The sequence below is a fragment of the Sphingomonas sp. NIBR02145 genome (assembly GCF_027359115.1).
Taxonomy (GTDB): Bacteria; Pseudomonadota; Alphaproteobacteria; order Sphingomonadales; family Sphingomonadaceae; genus Sphingomonas; species Sphingomonas kyeonggiensis_A.
This window is the reverse complement of the sequence record NZ_CP114791.1, coordinates 3,711,394-3,727,279: the sequence shown is the minus strand read 5'-3', so window position 1 is coordinate 3,727,279 and position 15,886 is coordinate 3,711,394. Positions and strand designations below refer to the sequence as shown.

Here is a 15,886-nt window from a genome sequence, read left to right as displayed (position 1 = left end):
TTCACTTGGCGAGATCGGCGTACACAGCCTTGGAGACCGCGCGCTTGAGCTCGGTGTCGCCGAACAGGTTGATCATCGCGACGGCGCGCAGCTTGTGGACCGGATCGACCCAGGCGATCGTGCCGGCGGCACCACCCCAGCCGAACGTGCCCTTGCCCGGGCCGCCCGGCGCATCGGCGAGATAGACCGAGCCGCCCGCGCCGAAGCCGAGCCGGGCGCCGGTATCGCTGGTCATGTCATTGAGTGCCGAGGTGTCGGTGCCCGCCGGCAGCAGGTCCGACATGGCGAGCGCCACCGTCTCGGGCTTGAGGATGCGGGCACCGTCCAGCGCGCCGCCGTTCAGCAGCATGTGGAGGAAGCGATCATAGTCGCGCGCCGACATCACCAGCCCAGCGCCGCCATAGGGGAATTCGGGCTTCTTGAGATAGATCGAGCTGGCCGCCGGATCGGCATCAATGCGCTGGCTGCCCATGAACACATAGTTGCTGGCGAAATTGCCGACCTTGCCCGCCGGCACTGTCCAGTAGCTCTGCTTCATCTTGAGCGGCTTGAAGATGCGCGTGTTGACGAACTGATCGAACGGCATGCCGCCGGCGACTTCGATCACCCGGCCGAGGATATCGAGGCCGATCGAATAGCTCCACTTGGCACCCGGCTCGGCGATCAGCGGCAGCGAGGCCGTGCGGTTGGCGAATTCCTCGAGCGTGTCGGGCCGGGCCGGCGCCATCTGCGCTTCCATCGGCACGTTCACCTGGGCCGGATTGATGCCGAGCTTGTTATACTCGTCGAGCAGCGGTCCCTTGGTGATGATGTTGTAGCCGAGGCCGGCGGTGTGGGTGAGCAGGTTGCGCACGGTGATCGGTTTCGTCGCCGGGCGGGTGGTCAGGTCCTTGGACGGATCGACCAGCACCTTCATGTCCTTGAACGCCGGGATGAAGTCGCTGATCGGCTGGTCGAGCTTGAGCTTGCCTTCCTCGACCAGGATCATCGCGGCGATGCCGGTGATCGGCTTGGTCATCGAATAGACGCGCCACAGGCTGTCGATATCGGCCTTGTGCGCGGTGGCTTCATTGGCGACCCGGCCATTGGTGACCACCGTGACTTCGCCCTGCCCGCGGCCGGTGACGATGACGATGCCGGGCACCTTGCCTTCGGCGACATAGCGTTGGGCGAGCGCGGTCTCGGCAGTGACCTTGGCCGGTGCGGGCGGCGTGGGCGCCGTCTGCGCGAAGGCGGGCGCGGCCAGTGCCGCCATCCCGATGCCGAAACCGATCACTGCGCGCATAGCCGTCTCCTGAATGTCCGTGCCGCCTTGGCGAATACGGTGGGCAGGCCTGCCGATTCGAGATCGGCGACCGGCCACCACTCGCCTTCCACGGCGGCGCCTGCATGCGCTGCGATTGTTGCAGCCGCAAGAGCGACGTCGAGGTTGAAATGGGTGAAGCCGTGGCTGACCTGCTCGTCGAGCAGCTGCCATCCGGCGGCAATGGGGGCGCCTTCCAGGCCGGGCGGCGAGTCGGTCCAGGAACCGGTGGGCAGCGCGCGCATGCCCCCCAGCAGGCCCTTGTCCGGACGGCGGACGAGCAGCACCCGGCCATCGCGCTCGAGCCAGAACATCGTGCCGTGGCGCTGGGGCTTGGGCGGTTTCGCGCTTTTGATGGGGAAGCGTTCCGGCGTGCCGCCCGCGAAGCCGGCGCAATGCGCGCGCAACGGGCAGAGCAGGCATTTGGGCGCGCGCGCGGTGCAGATGCCGCTGCCCAGGTCCATCATCGCCTGGGCGAAATCGCCCGAGCGCAGCTCCGGGGTGATCGTGTCGGTAAGCGCGTAGATCCGGGCCTTGGCGCCGGGCAGCGCTTCCTCGAGAGCGAACAGCCGCGAGACGACGCGCTCGACATTGGCGTCGACCACCACCGCGCGCCGGCCAAAGGCGATCGCGGCGATCGCGGCGGCGGTATAGCCGCCGACGCCGGGGAGTTCGCGCAGGCCGGCTTCGGTGTCCGGGAACGCCCCGCGCCGCGCCACTTCGCGGGCGCAGGCGAGCAGGTTGCGGGCGCGGGCATAATAGCCGAGGCCCGCCCAGGCGGCCATCAGGTCGGCATCCGGCGAGGCGGCGAGCGCCTCCACCGTCGGCCAGGTTCGCGTGAACTTGTCGAAATAGGGGATGACGCTGGCGACCTGGGTCTGCTGGAGCATCACTTCGGACAGCCAGACGCGATAGGGATCGGGCGCATTGGCGCCGGGCCGCGCGCGCCAGGGCAGGTCGCGGGCGTTATGGTCGTACCAATGGAGCAGCGCGGGGGCGATTGCGAGGGGAACGATTGTACGGGGGGCGTTGTCGGGCACAGGGCCCTATGGCATGGGTTGGTGGAAATGACGAAGCCCCCCCGCGCCACGACCCGCCAGCCCAAGCCCGAGCCGCAGCGCGCGCTGCGCGCCCGCTCGGTCTCCGAGCTGCTGCCCGATGTCGGCGCGGCCAGCTTCCGCAAGTTCGGCTTCATCCAGCATTCGATCGTCAGCCGCTGGGGCGAGATCGTCGGCGAGCGCTATGCCCGGGTCTCGATCCCCGAATCGATCAAGTTCCCCCAGGGCAAGCGCGAGCAGGGCGTGCTGAGCCTGATCGTCTCGGGCGCCTTCGCGCCGACGATGCAGCATGTCGCGCCCGAGATCATGGACCGGGTGAACCGCTTCTTCGGCTATCCGGCGGTGGCGAAGATCGCGATCCGCCACGGGCAGGTGAAGGCGCCGGCCAAGGCCGCGCCGCCGCCCAGCCTCAAGCCGCTGAGCGAAGCGATGGGCGAGAGCCTGCGCGGGATCGCCGACCCTGAACTCAAGGCCGTGCTCGAGGCACTGGCCGCCGGTGTCGCCGCGAGCGACGAGAAGCCCAAGATCGGCCGGATCGACTGATGCGTATCGTGATGATGACTGCCGGCGCGGTTGCGCTTGCCCTGGTTGGCGGTGCCCTGGCCGGCGGCGCTTCGGCGCAACAGGCGCGCAAGCCGGCGGCGAAGCCCGCAGCCAGGCCCGCCGCCCGCCCGGCCGCCGCGCCGAACTGGACCGCGACCGTCGCGATCACGCCGGAGGGCGGCTTCCGCCAGGGCAATCCGAATGCGCCGGTGAAGCTGGTCGAATATGGCTCGCGCGGGTGCCCGACCTGCGGGCGCTTCGCCGCCGACGGCGTGCCGCCGCTGCGCAGCGACTTCATCGCCACCGGCAAGGTGAGCTATGAATATCGCGATTACCTGATCCACGGCGCGCCCGACCTGGCGATGGCGCTGGTCAACCAGTGCGTGCCGACCGCGCGCTTCTTCCCGGTGCTCGACGCGATCTACGCCAACCAGAAGCTGTTCGACGACCGGCTGCACAAGCTGGTCGACGGCCAGCCCAAGCAGGTCGAGGCATGGCAGAAGCTGCCGCCGGGCCAGATGGCGACCAGATTCGCCGAGGCGATGGGGCTGATCGCCTTCATGAAGACTCAAGGGTTGCCCGAGGCCAGGACGCGCCAGTGCCTGGCCGATCCGAAGCTGATCGGGCGGATCGCCAAGACCAATGCGGACGCGGTCAACGTCTATCAGGTGGACAGCACCCCCAGTTTCATCATCAATGGGCGCAAGCTGCGCGCCTTCACCTGGGACAGATTGCTGCCCGAGCTGTGGGCCAATGGCGCCTGATCGTATCGAATACCCTGGAGAAAGCAGAGCTATGCGTATCAAATTCGCCCTGATCCCGGTGCTGGCGCTGGCCGGCCTGCTCGCGGCCTGCGGCGGCGGCGGCGAGGGCAACGTCACCGCTTCGGCCCCGGTGAAGGCGGTGACCGCGCCGGCGGGCAAGGCCTGGACCGACGTGATCGTGAAGACCACCGATGGCGGCTATCGCCAGGGCAATCCCGACGCGCCGATCAAGCTGGTCGAATATGGCTCGCGCAACTGCCCCTATTGCGGGCTGTTCGGCCGCACCGCGCCCGAGCCGCTGCGCAAGAACTATATCGCCACCGGCAAGGTCAGCTGGGAATTCCGCGACTTCCTGATCCACGGCGCACCCGATCTCGCCGCGGCTTTGCTCAACCAGTGCGTGCCCGACGAGAGCTTCTTCCCGGTGCTCGACAAGTTCTTCGAGAACCAGGACACGTTCCTGACCCGCACCGAGCAGCTGGTGAAGACCCAGCCGCAGCTGATCCAGCAGCTCCAGCAGATGCCGCCGCCCCAGGCCGCGGTCGCCTTTGCCGAGCAGCTCGGCATGATCGACTTCATGAAGCAGTACGGCGTGCCCGAAGCCAAGGCGCGCCAGTGCCTGGGCGACCAGAAGAAGATCGACGAGATCGCCAAGGTCAATGCCGACGGCGCGACCGTCTATGGCGTGAACGGCACCCCGAGCTTCTTCATCAACGGCAAGAAGGTCGAGGCCGGCAGCTGGGAGCAGCTCGAGCCGCTGCTCAAGGCAGCCGGCGCGCGCTGACGCCTAGGGGGCGGGGGACGCCGTGCAGATCAAGCGGCTGCGGCTGACAGGCTTCAAGAGCTTCGTCGACCCGGCCGATCTGCGCATCGAGCCGGGGCTGACGGGGATCGTCGGCCCCAATGGCTGCGGCAAGTCCAACCTGCTCGAAGCCTTGCGCTGGGTGATGGGCGAGACCAGCGCCAAGTCGATGCGCGGCGCCGGCATGGAAGACGTGATCTTCGCCGGCACCGCCACCCGCCCCTCGCGCGACTTCGCCGAGGTTACCATCCAGGCCGACCAGGTCGGCAGCGATGACGAGCTGGAAGTCGTCCGCCGGATCGAGCGCGGCGCGGGCTCGGCCTACCGGATCAACGGGCGCGACGTGCGCGCCAAGGACGTGGCGCTGCTGTTCGCCGATTCGGCGACGGGCGCGCATTCGCCGGCGCTGGTCAGCCAGGGGCGGATCGGCGCGATCATTCAGGCCAAGCCGGGCGAGCGCCGCGCGATGCTGGAAGAAGCCGCGGGCATCGCCGGCCTGCATGTGCGCCGCAAGGACGCCGAGCAGCGGCTGCGCGCGACCGAGGCGAACCTCACCCGGCTCGACGAGGTCATCGGCGACCAGGAGACGCGCGCCGCGCAATTGAAGCGCCAGGCGCGCCAGGCCGAGCGCTACCGCGAGCTCTCCGACCGGATCCGTGTTGCAGAGGCGCGGATGATCTTCGCCCGCTGGCGCGACGCGGCGAGCGCGGCGGACGCGGCCAAGAAGGAAGCGACCGCGGCCGAGGCGCTGGTCGCCGAGCGGACCAAGGCGCATGATTCGGCGGTGGCGGTGCAACTGGAGGCGGCGGAGAAGCTCGCCACGCTGCGCGCCGAGGCGCTGGCCGTGCGCGACAAGGCGACCGAGGCGATGCACGGGCTCGCGACGCTGCGATCGGACAAGGCGGCGGTCGAGCGGCGGATCGCCGAGGTGCAGGATTCGGTGCGCCGACTGGAGGAGGATCGCGGCCGCGAAGGCGCGCTCGCCAGGGATGCCGCCGAGGCGCTGGCCCGGCTCGACGAGGAACTGAAGGCACTCGACAAGCGGATCGCCGAGGCGACGGCGCGGATGCCGAACCTTGATGCGGCGCTGGCCGATGCCGAGCGCGCGGCGCGTGATGCCGAGGTCGCGCTGGCCCAGGCGCTGGCGGCGCAGGCGAGCGAAGCGGCCGAGGCACGCGTCGCGGAGGCCGCTCTGGTGGCGGCGCGGACGCGGGTCGAGCGCTCGGAGCGTGACCGAGCGCGGATCGACGCGGAACTGAAGGCGCTGCCCGATCCCGAGCCCCTCCAGGCCGAGAAGGCACGCGCCGCCGAGGCCCGGGCGCAGGCGATCCGTCAGGCGGAGAGCGCCCGCACCGGCCTCGCCCGCGCCGATGCCGAGGAGCGCAGCGCGATCGAGTCGCGCAACCATGCCCAGGCCAAGCGCGCCGGCGCGCATGCCGAGCTCGCCCAGCTCGACAGCGAAGCCGCCGCGCTCGCCAAGGCGACCCGGCCTTCGGACAAAGACCGGCTGCTCGACAAGCTCAAGGTCGATGCCGGCTATGAGCGCGCGCTCGCGGCGGCTCTGGGCGACGATCTCGAAGCCGGTCTGGATACCAGCGCCGAGCGCTATTGGGCCGGTGCCGAGCCCCAGGCCGGGGATCCCGGCGCGCCTTCGGGCACCACGCCGCTCGGCCAGCATGTCCAGGCGCCGGCAGGATTGTCGCGGCGGCTGGCGCAGGTGCTGGTTGCCGAGGAGGACAAGGGCCAGCCGCTTGCCGTCGGTCAGCGTTTGGTGACGCTGGCGGGCGTGCTGCGGCGCTGGGACGGCTATGTCGCCAAGTCCGGGGGCGCCGCGGCGGCCGAGCGTCTGGTGCGGGTCAACCGGCTCGCCGCGATCGAGAAGGCGCGGCCGGCGGCGGTGCGCGCGGTCGAGAGCGCCGATGCCGAGCTCACCCGGATCGAGGAGAATATCGCCGAGGCGCGGCGCGCGGCGGCGGATTGCCGGCGGGTGCTGGAGCATGCCGACAATGCGGGCCGCGAGGCGGGGCGCGCCGAGGACCGTGCCACCGCGCAGCTGGAGCGGCTAGATTCGCAGCGCGCTGATCTCGACACGCGCATCCGCCGCGTCGCCGCCGAGCAGGACGAAGCCGCGACCGAGCTGAACCGCGCCGAGGCAGCCAAGGCGGCGCTCCCCGACGGCACCGAGACGCGTGCCCGGGTGCAGGCGCTGTCGAGCGATGCCGAGGGCAAGCGCGCCGCTTCCGCCAGCGCGCGGGCCGAGCGCGGCACGCTGGAGCGCGAGATCTCGGCATCGCGCGAACGCCATGCCGCGGCCGGTGCCGAGGCGAAGAGCTGGAAGTCGCGCGCCGGCGATGCGGCACGGCGCGCCAACGAGATGGACAAGCGCGCGCTCCAGCTCGCCGAGGAAAGCGAAGCACTCGCCGGCAAGCCCGCCGCGCTGGAGGCGCAGCTCGCCGAGGCCGAAGCGGCGACCGAGAAGGCACGGATCGAGAGCGCCGCCGCCCAGGCCGCCGAGCGCGACGCCGAGATCGCGGTGCGCGAGACCGAAGGCGCGGTGCGCGGCGCCAATGAAGTGCTGGCCCAGGCTCGCGAGCAGCGCGCCGGCGCGGTCGCGCGTGCCGAGAACCAGGAGATGCGCCGCATCGAGATGGGGCGGATTTCGGGGGAGCGATTCGAATGCCCGCCGCCGCTCCTGCCGCAAAAGGCCGGATTCGACGAAGCCACGGTGCGCACGCCCGAGGAGGAATCGACCGGCCATGAGAAACTCAACGCCGAGCGCGAACGGATCGGGCCGGTCAATCTGGTCGCCGAGACCGAGCTCGCCGAGCTGGAAGCCGCCTTCACCAGCAACGCCGCCGAGCGCGATGAGCTGCACCAGGCGGTCAACCAGCTGCGCGGATCGATCGGGACCTTGAATCGCGAAGGCCGGCAACGGCTGCTCGCCGCGTTCGAAGCGGTCGACCAGCATTTCCGCCGGCTGTTCTCGACGCTGTTCAACGGCGGCGCGGCACATCTCGAACTGATCGATTCGGACGATCCGCTGGAGGCCGGACTCGAGATCATGGCGCAGCCGCCGGGCAAGAAGCTCCAGTCGCTGACCCTGCTTTCGGGCGGCGAGCAGGCGCTCACGGCCGTCGCGCTGATCTTCGCGCTGTTCCTGACCAATCCGGCGCCGATCTGCGTGCTCGACGAAGTCGATGCGCCGCTCGACGACGCCAATATCGATCGATTCTGCGACCTGCTCGAGAAGATGACCGAGGAGACCGCGACGCGCTACCTGATCGTCACCCATAATGCGGCGACGATGAGCCGCATGCACCGGCTGTTCGGCGTGACCATGGTCGAGCGCGGGGTCAGCCGGCTGGTGTCGGTGGACCTGGGCGGGGCGGAGAGCCTGTTGGCGGCGGAATGAGCTTCCTGTTCGAGGGCCTGTTCGAGATCGTGCTGCAGGCGTGTGTCGAGGGCAGCGCCTGGATCATCGAGAAGCGATTTGGCGCCGCCGGCTGCCTGATCGCGATGGCCGTGATCGCGATACTCGTCGGGCTGCTGATCTGGGAGATCGCCTGAGCGGCGGGTTTTGCTGGGTGGCTTCAGTACGCATAGTCTCTCTCGTCATCCGCGCGAAGGCGGGGATGACGGCAGTATAGTTCGCATGCCGGCCAATCCTTCTGGTTGGCGCAGGCATAGCCGCTCCCTATCTCGATACCGGGGCGGCAACAGGAGGAAGTGCATGCGATCGAGCCTTTGGATCGGCCTTGCCACGGCGATGCTGGCGACCAGTCCCGCTTTTGCCCAGGACAAGCAGCAGAGCACCGCGGAGCGCGCCGGCGACATTGCCGAGCAGCCGGCCAAGGATGTCGGCGCGGTGAAGACGAAGATTCCGCCGGTTCTCCAGAAAGCGGCGGCCGCGCCCTACAGCCTGTCCGGCCTGTCGAAATGCACACAGATCGCCGACGCGTTCGATGATCTCGGCGAGGCGCTGGGACCCGATTTCGTCCAGGGCGTCAATCGCAAGAAGAGCCGCAAGGTGAAGGTGACCGGCGACACCGTGGCCGGGCTGATCGTGCCGTTCCGCGGGCTGGTCCGCGAAGTGAGCGGCGCGGCTTCGGCGCAACGCGAGCTCAATGCGGCGGTCGATGCCGGCTTTGCCCGGCGCGGCTTCCTGCGCGGCGTGTATCAGACGCGCGGGTGCAAGCCGGCGCTGTAGCCCCCTCCGTCACCCCGGCGAAAGCCGGGGTCCCGTGCGGCACCTTCCCTGCGCTACGGCATGAGATCCCGGCTTTCGCCGGGATGACGATGGAGGGTATGAAAGCGCACCCTTCTTTGCTGGTGCCCTTCCGATGAACCTCGACGCCTTTCCCCGCATTGCCCTGTTCGACGCGCCGACTCCGATCCAGCGGCTGGAGCGGGTGGAGAATGCGCTGGGGCTGAAGGGTGCGCGGCTGTTCGTGAAGCGCGACGATTTGATGGGGCTGGGCGGCGGCGGCAACAAGCTGCGCAAGCTGGAATATCTGCTGGGCGCCGCGATCGCCGAGGATTGCGACACCTTCATCACCACCGGCGCGCGGCAATCCAACCATGCCCGGCTGAGCGCGGCGGCGGCGGCGCGGATGGGCCTCAAGGCCGAGCTGATGCTGACCGACACGGTGCCGCGCGAGGACCCCGCCTATCTCCACAACGGCAACCAGCTGCTCGACGGGCTGTTCGGCGCGGTGGTGCATCATTTGCCGCGTGGGAGCGATTCGCTGGCGGCCGCGCAGGCGCGGGCCGAGATACTGCGGGCGGAGGGGCGCAAGGTCTATGTGGTCGGATCGGGCGGCTCCTCGCCGGTGGGCGCGCTCGGCTATGCACGTTGCGCGGCGGAGATCGGGGCGCAGGAAAGCGAACTGGGACTGCGGTTCAGCACGGTGATCGTGGCCAATGGCAGCCACGGCACGCATGCCGGGCTTGCCGCCGGGATCGACGATCCGCGGCGCGTGTTGTCGTTCACCGTGCTGGCCGAGCTGGCGGAGGCGGAGCGCGGCACGCTGGCGCTGGCCAACGAGACGCGGGCGCTGCTCGGGCGGGCGGCGCTGGAGGCGGAGCATCTCCGGATCGACGGTTCGCAGCGGGGCGAAGCCTATGGCATCCCGACCGAGGCGATGCTGGCGGCGGTGCGGCTGATGGCGCGGCAGGAAGGGCTGCTGATCGACCCGGTCTATAGCGGCAAGGCGTTTGCGGGCGTGCTGGCGGGGTTGGCCGGGGGGTCACTGACCGGCGATGTGCTGTTCGTGATGACGGGCGGGACGCCGGGGCTTTATGCGTACCAGCCGGCTTTTGGGTGACACTTAAATCCTCCCCCTCCGGGGGAGGAGTGTCAGGCGCCCAGGATGCGGCGGTAGAGCCGGATATAGTTCTCCGCCATCGCCTCGACCGAGAAATGCGCCGCCACCCGCGCGCGGCAGGCGGTGCGGTCGATGCCCTCCACCTGCCCCAACGCGGCGATCGCCTCGCCTACCGAATCGACCAGGAAGCCCGTCTCACCATCGACGATCAGCTCGGGCATGCTGCCGCGATTGATCGCGATTACCGGCGTGCCGCACGCCATCGCCTCGATCACCGACAGGCCGAAGGGCTCGTCGAAGTTGATCAGGTGCAACAGCGCCTGCGCCTTGCCGAGCGCGCGGAGGCGCTCCGCGCCGCCGACGGGGCCGTGATAGGCGATGCGCTCGTCGAGGAAAGGCGAGACTTCGCGGTCGAAATAGCCCTGGTCCTGGATGATGCCGTAGAGGTTCAGCCGCCGCCCGGTGGCGCGGGCGAGCTGGATCGCTTCGGCGGCGCCCTTGTCCGGGTGCATGCGGCCGAAGAACAGCAGGTCCTCGCCACCCTCGGGCTCGAAGGGGAATTCCTCCAGCCGGATGCCGTGGTGGATGGTGTCGGCGTAGCGCAAGGCCGGGTGGCGATCGGCGTTGCTGATCGCGACAAAGTGCACGCGGTCCTCGAACGGCTTGTACATCGGCAGGATGCGATCCGAGGAGAAGCCGTGGATCGTCGTCACCATCGGCGTGTCGATCAGCGGAGCATAGGCATGGGCCGGGAAATCGGCCTGGTTGTGGATCAGGTCGAACTTGTCCGCCTGGGCGAAGAGGTGCGACTGATGCGCGTACTCCCAGACCTTGGCGTCGATGTCGGGGCTCTCCTCATAGCCCATCGGCACCACGCCATCGAGCGTGCCGGCGGTGATCGAGTCCCGGGTGGCGAACAGGGTCACGTCGATCCCGCGCGCGACCAAAGCCTCGGTCAGCAGGCTCGTCACCAGTTCCCAGGGGCCGTAATGGCGCGGCGGCGTGCGCCACGCGATCGGCGCCAGCATCGCGATCTTCATCCCAGGATATAGCCTTCGTTCGGGGAGAGCAGCGCGGGGTCGTGGCCGCCGCGCGCGGAGGCGAGCACGGTGAAGTCCTCGGCCCATTCGGGGATGGCGAAGCCCTGGGGCGTGTCGCCGAGGTTGAGCACGACCAGCAGCCGGTCATGCGCGTAGCGCCGCTCGAAGGCGAGCAGGTCGCCGCCGGCATCGACCGGGTGGTAGTCGCCGAGCGCGAGTGCGCGGTGTTCGTGGCGAAGGAAGAGGAGCTTCTGGGTCAGGCGCCATAGCGAGGCGGGGTCGCCGCGCTGCGCCTCGACGTTGCGGGCGATCCAGTCGGGGTGGAGCGGCAGCCAGGGGTCGGCGGGGCTGAAGCCGGCGTTCGTGGTCGCGTCCCAGGCCATCGGCGTGCGCACCGGATCGCGGCCGAGCCCGATGCCGGGATCGCGGATCTCGCGCGGGTCCTGAACCAGGTGCGCGGGGATTTCGCCATCCTCCATGCCGATCTCGTCGCCATAATAAAGCGTGGGCGTGCCACGCAGGGTGAGGAGCAGCATCATCGCGACGCGGGCCTGCTCCGCGCCGACGCGGGTGGCGATGCGCGGGCGGTCGTGATTGCCGAGCACCCAGTTGGGCCAGCCCTCCGCCGGGAGCGCGGCTTCATAGTCGGCGATCATCTTCGCCAGGCCGGGCGCGTTCCACTCGGCGCCGATCAGCTGGAAGTTGAAGGGGAGGTGCACGCCGGGCTGCTCGGGCGTGCCGTAATAGCCGACCAGTTTCGGCACCGGCAGGTAGATCTCGCCGATCAGGACGCGGGCGCCATATTCGTCGGCGATCGCGCGCATCTCGCCGGCGATGCCATGGACTTCGGGCTGGTCGGTCGAATGGAGCTGGTGGACGCGGGTGTAATCGGCCTGGCCGGGCGCCCAGTCCAGGTTCACCGGATTGTCGGGCAGGTCGACATGCTTGACCATGTGCCACAGCACATCGATGCGGAAGCCGTCGACGCCGCGCTCGAACCAGAAGCGCAGCACGTCCAGCATAGCCGAGCGCACCGCCGGGTTGCGCCAGTTGAGGTCGGGCTGCTCCTTGAGGAAGGCGTGGTAATAATATTGGCTGGTGGCTTCGTCCCACTCCCAGGCCGAGCCGCCGAAATCGCTGATCCAGTTGTTGGGCGGCGAGCCGTCGGGCCTGGCATCGCGCCAGATATACCAGTCGCGCCGGGGATCGTCCTGGGCCGATCGGCTTTCCTGGAACCAGGGGTGCTGGTCCGAGGTGTGGTTGGGGACGAGATCGAGCAGCAGGCGGATGCCGCGTGCGTGCGCGGCGGCGAGCAGCGCGTCGAAGTCCGCCAGGGTGCCGAAGCGCGGGTCGATCCCGCAATAGTCGGCGACGTCATAGCCGAAATCGGCCATCGGCGAGGGGAAGATCGGGGAGATCCAGATCGCGTCGATCCCCAGCGCCTTGAGGTCGTCGAGGCGGCGCTCGATGCCCTTCAGGTCGCCGATGCCGTCGCCGTTCGTATCCTGGAAGGAGCGCGGATAGATCTGGTAGATGACGGCGGATTTCCACCATTCGCTCACTGGAACCGCTCCTTCGCAATGCGGGTGATGCGGCAGGCGAGATCGGCCTCGCCGCTGGCCGCGATATAATGGTCGCCGGCGTCGGCCACGCCGGTGGTGAACACCACGGGGGTAGGCAGATAGAGCTGGTGCGCGATCGGATCGGTGAGTGCCGGGTTGGCCTCGATCAGCGGGGTCTCGTCCTCGAGGCGGAGGATGCGCGAGGGATCGTCCTTGTCGAGCAGCGCCCAGAAGCTGCGATAGACGCCGACCGCGCCCTGCTTCTCGACGCCGTGATAGATCAGCATCCAGCCCTGCGGCGTGAGCACCGGCTGGCTGCCCCCGCCGATCCGCTGGGTGGAGCTGGTCCCCTTGCGCGCGCGGATGCCGGGCGTGTCGAGCGGCTTCCAATGCAGGCCATCGGGCGACTGCGCCATGTTGATCGAGGGGCCGCCGAGCCAGGGGGAGTCCTCTGGATAGGCGAAATAGACTTCGCCAAGCGGGCGGGTGAGCGCCATGTACTTGCCGCCTGGCTTGCCCTCGAACAGGATCATGTCCTTGTTCTGGTGATCGAGCACCACGCCGAGCAGCTTGTAGTCGAGCCCGTTCACCGAGTGGTACATCGCGGTGCAGTGGCGCTCGGCGGAGACGCCGCACACGGTCATCCACCAGCTGCCGCCGACCAGGCTGATCCGGGCATCCTCGACGCCGTAGTCGAGGAACGACGCCGAGGGCTCGATCGCCTTGTCGTAATGGATCTTCACGATCTTGCTCGCGTCCTTGCTCAGCTCGACGGGAAGCAGCCAGGAGAGCGAGGTGAGGCCGAGCAGGCGCGGGTTGCGGTCCTTGAGCGCGAACTGGCGCGGGTCGTCCATCTGGATGCCCGCCACGGCGTGGCGATCGAGGACATAGCCCGAAGGCGTCCAGCGCACCGCCCGGGCATGCTCGCCATCGACCGGATCGCGCAGCGCTTCCGCCACGCGGACCATCAGCAGCAGGTTACCGTTGGGCAGGCGCGCGAAGCCGGGATTGAAGGCGCCGAGGACATGGGTCGGCTCGGCCACGCCCTTGCGCAGCGGGGAGCGGGACAGGTCGACATCGTCGGGGCGGAAGATCAGGAAATCATCGTCCGCCGCCACGTCTCTACCCCCTCAACAGGATGGAACCTGGCTTTCCCCGCCTTCGCGCTGGTACTTGCCATCTCTCCAGACGTATCGCTCGGCGAAGGATCGGGTTCCCTCGAACTTCACGGTGAAATCGATACCCTTTCGGATCGCCCCGATCTTGCCCCGGACCGACTGGGCATTGTCCTCGACCGCGCCGCCATTGTCATAGACGGACTGGAAGGAGGCCACTTCCTTCGGCCCCTCCGGGTTGAGCGCGACGAGCGTGGTGAAGCTGCACGTGTATCCCTGCCAGGTGCCGCCGCCCTCGACATAGACCACCGGCCGGTCGAGGAACTTGTCGCTGACCGACCATTCGGCGAGGTCGCCGAAGCTGCCGCTCTCCGCCGCCTTGGGATAGGCCTTGCGCACCTTGAAGCCGGTGCCGTCCGCATCGAGATAATGGACCGCGATCGTGCCGGCATCGACATGCGCGGGATCGCGGACATGGCCGTGGCTGACCAGCACCGGGCCGAAGCCAGTATCGACCAGCTTGCTATCGTCGAAGGTGACCGGGCCCTGGTTGACGCCTTCGGGGAAGGACGCCTTGACCGCGGCCGCAAGCCGCGCGGCGGGATCGAGCGCGGGCGTGGGGCTGGCGCTCGCCGAGGGAGACGGCGCCGGCTTCTGCGCCTGGTTGCCGCCGCAGCCCGCCAGCACCAGCGCCGGCAGCAGGAGCGCGGCGGCCCGCCTCATTTCTCGTCCCGGAGCTGCTCGTGGTGGCGGATCACTTCGTCGATGATGAAGCGCAGGAACTTCTCGGAGAATTCCGGATCGAGGTCCGCCGTCTTGGCGAGCTCGCGCAGCCGGGCGATCTGGCGGTCCTCGCGGCCGGGATCGGCGGGCGGCAGGCCCGATTCCGCCTTGTAGCGCCCCACCGCCTGGGTGACCTTGAAGCGCTCGGCGAGCAGGAACACGAGCGCGGCATCGATATTGTCGATGCTCTGGCGGTAGCGGTTGAGGGTCTCGTCGGACATCGCCATCCTCTTTGCGCAGGACGTAAGGTCACGCAAGTCTTGCCTTTGTGCGCCGCACCCGCCAGAGGCTTGGCCCATGAGCGCTACCATCCATCGCCTTGGCGGCGGCCCCGCCCCCTCGCTCGATCCGATGATGGCGCTCGTCGCCCAGGACATGAACCTCGTGAACGCAGTGATCCTCGATCGCATGCAGTCCGAGATCCCGCTGATTCCGGAGCTGGCCGGCCATCTGATCGCCGGCGGCGGCAAGCGGATGCGGCCGATGCTGACGCTCGCGGCGGCGCGCCTGCTCAACTATCCGGGCACCCGCCACCACCGGCTCGCCGCCGCGGTGGAGTTCATCCACACCGCGACGCTGCTGCACGACGATGTCGTCGACAGCTCGGACCTGCGCCGTGGCCGCCGCACCGCCAACATCATCTGGGGCAACCCGGCCAGCGTGCTGGTCGGCGACTTCCTGTTCAGCAAGTCGTTCGAGCTGATGGTCGAGAGCGAGAGCCTGAAGGCGCTGCACATCCTCAGCAACGCCAGTGCCGTGATCGCCGAGGGCGAAGTCAACCAGCTCACCGCGGTGCGCCGGCTCGACCTGGGCGAGGAACGCTATCTCGACATCATCGGCGCCAAGACCGCCGCTTTGTTCGCCGCCGCCTGCCGCATCGCCGCAGTGGTCGCCGAGCGTTCGGAAGCCGAGGAGCTGGCGCTCGACGCCTATGGCCGCAACCTGGGCATCGCCTTCCAGCTGGTCGACGACGCGATCGACTATGTCTCGGACGCGGGCACGATGGGCAAGGACGCCGGCGACGACTTCCGCGAAGGCAAGATGACCCTGCCGGTGATCCTCGCCTATGCGCGCGGCGACGAGGCGGCACGCGCCTTCTGGAAGGATGCGATCGCGGGCCACCGCAATTCGGATGCCGACTTCGCCGAGGCGATCAAGCTGGTGCAGGCGAGCCGCTCGGTGGACGATACGCTCGCCCGCGCCCGCCATTACGGCCAGCGCGCGATCGATTCGCTGGGCATCTTCGCCAATGGCACCGCCAAGGATGCGATGGTCGAAGCGGTCGAGTTCGCGGTCGCCCGGGCGTATTGATTCCAGGGCACGGCAGCGGGACCCCGGCCCGGGGTGACGAAGACTATTCCTCGACGTCCTCGTCTTCATCCTCGTCGTCGTCCAGAAGATCGTCCTCGTCGGCATCGAGCACTTCCTCGATCGCCTCGACGATCAGGTCGAGCTGCTCCTCGCTGGCGGTGAACTCCAGCGTCTCGCCGTCATCATCCTCGAGATGCAGCGTGTAATCGCCGTCGCCATCGGCGGTGATCGAAAATTGAGCCAGGGTTCGCGCCATGTCCGGTCCTCCTTCGCTTGCGCGT

The 15,886-nt window shown here is 68.8% G+C and carries 16 protein-coding genes; 8 read left to right on the top strand and 8 right to left on the bottom strand.

All coding sequences use genetic code 11. The annotated features are described in order from the left end of the window. Position 1: 1 nt before the first annotated feature. Positions 2-1,285 (bottom strand): serine hydrolase domain-containing protein, encoded by a 1,284-nt coding sequence (locus O3305_RS16935; protein ID WP_269573579.1) that lies wholly within the window; start codon positions 1,283-1,285, stop codon positions 2-4. After that, positions 1,273-2,343 (bottom strand): A/G-specific adenine glycosylase, encoded by a 1,071-nt coding sequence (locus O3305_RS16930; protein WP_502958143.1) that lies wholly within the window; start codon positions 2,341-2,343, stop codon positions 1,273-1,275. The genes O3305_RS16935 and O3305_RS16930 overlap by 13 nt, the downstream gene beginning before the upstream one ends. A gap of 27 nt (positions 2,344-2,370) precedes the next feature. On the opposite strand from O3305_RS16930, the gene O3305_RS16925 reads away from it, so the two are divergent. From O3305_RS16925 to O3305_RS16895, 7 genes are all read left to right on the top strand, one after another. After that, positions 2,371-2,904 carry a DUF721 domain-containing protein gene (locus O3305_RS16925; RefSeq protein ID WP_269573578.1) on the top strand — a complete coding sequence of 178 codons (534 nt, stop codon included), beginning with the start codon at positions 2,371-2,373 and terminating at the stop codon, positions 2,902-2,904. Further along, complete coding sequence (locus O3305_RS16920) at positions 2,904-3,668, top strand: thioredoxin domain-containing protein (protein ID WP_269573577.1); 765 nt, start codon at positions 2,904-2,906, stop codon at positions 3,666-3,668. The genes O3305_RS16925 and O3305_RS16920 overlap by 1 nt, the downstream gene beginning before the upstream one ends. A 31-nt stretch (positions 3,669-3,699) precedes the next feature. Then, complete coding sequence (locus tag O3305_RS16915) at positions 3,700-4,452, top strand: DsbA family protein (protein WP_269573576.1); 753 nt, start codon at positions 3,700-3,702, stop codon at positions 4,450-4,452. A gap of 22 nt (positions 4,453-4,474) precedes the next feature. Then, positions 4,475-7,882, top strand: a complete 3,408-nt coding sequence (gene smc, locus O3305_RS16910) for a chromosome segregation protein SMC (protein ID WP_269573575.1) — start codon at positions 4,475-4,477, stop codon at positions 7,880-7,882. Next, on the top strand, positions 7,879-8,037 hold the full coding sequence (locus tag O3305_RS16905) for a hypothetical protein (RefSeq protein ID WP_269573574.1): 159 nt from the start codon (positions 7,879-7,881) through the stop codon (positions 8,035-8,037). The genes smc and O3305_RS16905 overlap by 4 nt, the downstream gene beginning before the upstream one ends. 163 nt (positions 8,038-8,200) lie before the next feature. Further along, complete coding sequence (locus O3305_RS16900; protein WP_269573573.1) at positions 8,201-8,677, top strand: hypothetical protein; 477 nt, start codon at positions 8,201-8,203, stop codon at positions 8,675-8,677. Between the two features lie 133 nt (positions 8,678-8,810). Then, a complete protein-coding gene (locus O3305_RS16895) occupies positions 8,811-9,794 on the top strand; it encodes a D-cysteine desulfhydrase family protein (RefSeq protein WP_269573572.1) in 984 nt (327 codons plus the stop codon). Between the two features lie 32 nt (positions 9,795-9,826). Here O3305_RS16895 and O3305_RS16890 read toward each other — a convergent pair whose 3' ends face one another. From O3305_RS16890 to O3305_RS16870, 5 genes are read right to left on the bottom strand one after another with little or no spacing between them, the layout of a single operon-like run. Then, positions 9,827-10,834 carry a glycosyltransferase family 4 protein gene (locus O3305_RS16890; protein WP_269573571.1) on the bottom strand — a complete coding sequence of 336 codons (1,008 nt, stop codon included), beginning with the start codon at positions 10,832-10,834 and terminating at the stop codon, positions 9,827-9,829. Next, positions 10,831-12,396 (bottom strand): alpha-amylase family glycosyl hydrolase, encoded by a 1,566-nt coding sequence (locus O3305_RS16885; RefSeq protein WP_269573570.1) that lies wholly within the window; start codon positions 12,394-12,396, stop codon positions 10,831-10,833. The genes O3305_RS16890 and O3305_RS16885 overlap by 4 nt, the downstream gene beginning before the upstream one ends. Next, on the bottom strand, positions 12,393-13,514 hold the full coding sequence (locus tag O3305_RS16880; RefSeq protein ID WP_269573569.1) for a glycoside hydrolase family 130 protein: 1,122 nt from the start codon (positions 13,512-13,514) through the stop codon (positions 12,393-12,395). Before O3305_RS16880 ends, O3305_RS16885 begins: the two co-directional genes overlap by 4 nt. A gap of 12 nt (positions 13,515-13,526) precedes the next feature. After that, complete coding sequence (locus O3305_RS16875) at positions 13,527-14,234, bottom strand: hypothetical protein (protein WP_269573568.1); 708 nt, start codon at positions 14,232-14,234, stop codon at positions 13,527-13,529. Beyond that, positions 14,231-14,515, bottom strand: coding sequence for a chorismate mutase (locus O3305_RS16870; RefSeq protein WP_184162469.1), 285 nt, complete (start codon positions 14,513-14,515; stop codon positions 14,231-14,233). The genes O3305_RS16875 and O3305_RS16870 overlap by 4 nt, the downstream gene beginning before the upstream one ends. A gap of 76 nt (positions 14,516-14,591) precedes the next feature. On the opposite strand from O3305_RS16870, the gene O3305_RS16865 reads away from it, so the two are divergent. Next, entirely contained in the window at positions 14,592-15,605 is a 1,014-nt protein-coding gene (locus tag O3305_RS16865) for a polyprenyl synthetase family protein (RefSeq protein ID WP_269573567.1), read from the top strand. Positions 15,606-15,648: 43 nt separating this feature from the next. Here the strand turns inward: O3305_RS16865 and O3305_RS16860 are convergent, their stop codons facing one another. Next, positions 15,649-15,861 carry a hypothetical protein gene (locus O3305_RS16860; protein ID WP_269573566.1) on the bottom strand — a complete coding sequence of 71 codons (213 nt, stop codon included), beginning with the start codon at positions 15,859-15,861 and terminating at the stop codon, positions 15,649-15,651. Positions 15,862-15,886 lie beyond the last annotated feature (25 nt).

What these genes read in the sequence shown, in the direction of transcription:
- O3305_RS16875 (WP_269573568.1), bottom strand. Translation starts at nt 14,234, where the DNA reads ATGAGGCGGGCCGCCGCGCTCCTGCTGCCGGCGCTGGTGCTGGCGGGC.
- O3305_RS16925 (WP_269573578.1), top strand. Translation starts at nt 2,371, where the DNA reads ATGACGAAGCCCCCCCGCGCCACGACCCGCCAGCCCAAGCCCGAGCCG.
- O3305_RS16895 (WP_269573572.1), top strand. Translation starts at nt 8,811, where the DNA reads ATGAACCTCGACGCCTTTCCCCGCATTGCCCTGTTCGACGCGCCGACT.
- O3305_RS16890 (WP_269573571.1), bottom strand. Translation starts at nt 10,834, where the DNA reads ATGAAGATCGCGATGCTGGCGCCGATCGCGTGGCGCACGCCGCCGCGC.
- O3305_RS16865 (WP_269573567.1), top strand. Translation starts at nt 14,592, where the DNA reads ATGAGCGCTACCATCCATCGCCTTGGCGGCGGCCCCGCCCCCTCGCTC.
- O3305_RS16905 (WP_269573574.1), top strand. Translation starts at nt 7,879, where the DNA reads ATGAGCTTCCTGTTCGAGGGCCTGTTCGAGATCGTGCTGCAGGCGTGT.
- O3305_RS16935 (WP_269573579.1), bottom strand. Translation starts at nt 1,285, where the DNA reads ATGCGCGCAGTGATCGGTTTCGGCATCGGGATGGCGGCACTGGCCGCG.
- O3305_RS16870 (WP_184162469.1), bottom strand. Translation starts at nt 14,515, where the DNA reads ATGTCCGACGAGACCCTCAACCGCTACCGCCAGAGCATCGACAATATC.
- O3305_RS16900 (WP_269573573.1), top strand. Translation starts at nt 8,201, where the DNA reads ATGCGATCGAGCCTTTGGATCGGCCTTGCCACGGCGATGCTGGCGACC.
- O3305_RS16920 (WP_269573577.1), top strand. Translation starts at nt 2,904, where the DNA reads ATGCGTATCGTGATGATGACTGCCGGCGCGGTTGCGCTTGCCCTGGTT.
- O3305_RS16860 (WP_269573566.1), bottom strand. Translation starts at nt 15,861, where the DNA reads ATGGCGCGAACCCTGGCTCAATTTTCGATCACCGCCGATGGCGACGGC.
- O3305_RS16915 (WP_269573576.1), top strand. Translation starts at nt 3,700, where the DNA reads ATGCGTATCAAATTCGCCCTGATCCCGGTGCTGGCGCTGGCCGGCCTG.